The organism is Sandarakinorhabdus rubra (assembly GCF_010994245.1).
Classification (GTDB): Bacteria; Pseudomonadota; Alphaproteobacteria; order Sphingomonadales; family Sphingomonadaceae; genus Sandarakinorhabdus; species Sandarakinorhabdus rubra.
Genome location: NZ_WMHO01000408.1, coordinates 1 through 893, shown reverse-complemented (window position 1 = coordinate 893; position 893 = coordinate 1). Strand labels below are relative to the sequence as shown.

General features: G+C 71.6%; 1 protein-coding gene. It reads right to left on the bottom strand.

Annotation, left to right across the window (positions count from 1 at the left end):
* Window positions 1–893, bottom strand: an 893-nt coding sequence (locus GJV64_RS14895) for an efflux RND transporter periplasmic adaptor subunit (RefSeq protein WP_164158282.1), incomplete at both ends; no start/stop codon positions are given.

Below are 893 nucleotides of genomic sequence, written 5' to 3'. Positions count from 1 at the left end.
CGCAGCCGGACCGCCGGGCGCAGCGCCGCCGGCCGTCACCGTCCACACGAACGGCGCGTCGCGGCCCGTCTGCACGGCGCCTTCCGGTAACGCGATGCGCGGCTGCGGTGCCGCCAGCGGCATTTCCACCGACACGATGGCGCCCGGCCACAACACGTCGCCCTTGTTGGCAAACTCGGCCCGCGCCGTGACACCGCCGCTGCCCGGATCGACATTGTTGTCGAGGAAGACAAGGCGGCCGCTGGTCAGTTCCGCGCCACTGTCACGATCCCGCACCACCACTCGGCCGCCGCCGCTGGCCAGAACGGCACGCGCCTGCTGCACATTGTCGGGTGGCACCAGGAAGCGCACATGGATGGGCGAGAGCTGGTTGATCGACACGAGCGCCGTGGCATCGCCCTGGCGGACATTGGCGCCAAGCCGGAAGCCCAGTTCCCCGGTGCGACCCGAAATCGGCGCCGTCACGGTGAGGAACGACAATTGCACGCGCGCCGAATCCAGCAGCGCGCGGGCCGTTTCGATGTCGCTCTTCGCCGAATAGCTGTTGGCCCGCGCCAGATCGCGCGCCGCGGTGGACACGAAGCCCTTGGCCACCAGCGCCTCGGCCCGCTGATAATCGAGCGTGGCCCGGCGTTCGGCGGCGATGGCGCCCTTCAGCTCGGCCTCGGCCTGCTGCACGGCGGAGCGCGCCTGCCGCGCATCGAGCCGGAACAGCACCTGGCCGGCGCGCACGAAATCGCCCTCGCGAAAGGCAATGCCGATAATCTCGCCGTCGGCGCGGGGCCGCACCGCCACGCTCTGGCTCGGCGTGACGGTGCCCAGCGCCACCAGCGTCGGCGCGAATTCCTCCAGCGCCGCCGTCTGCGCCGACACGGTGAGCATCGGCCGCCGCC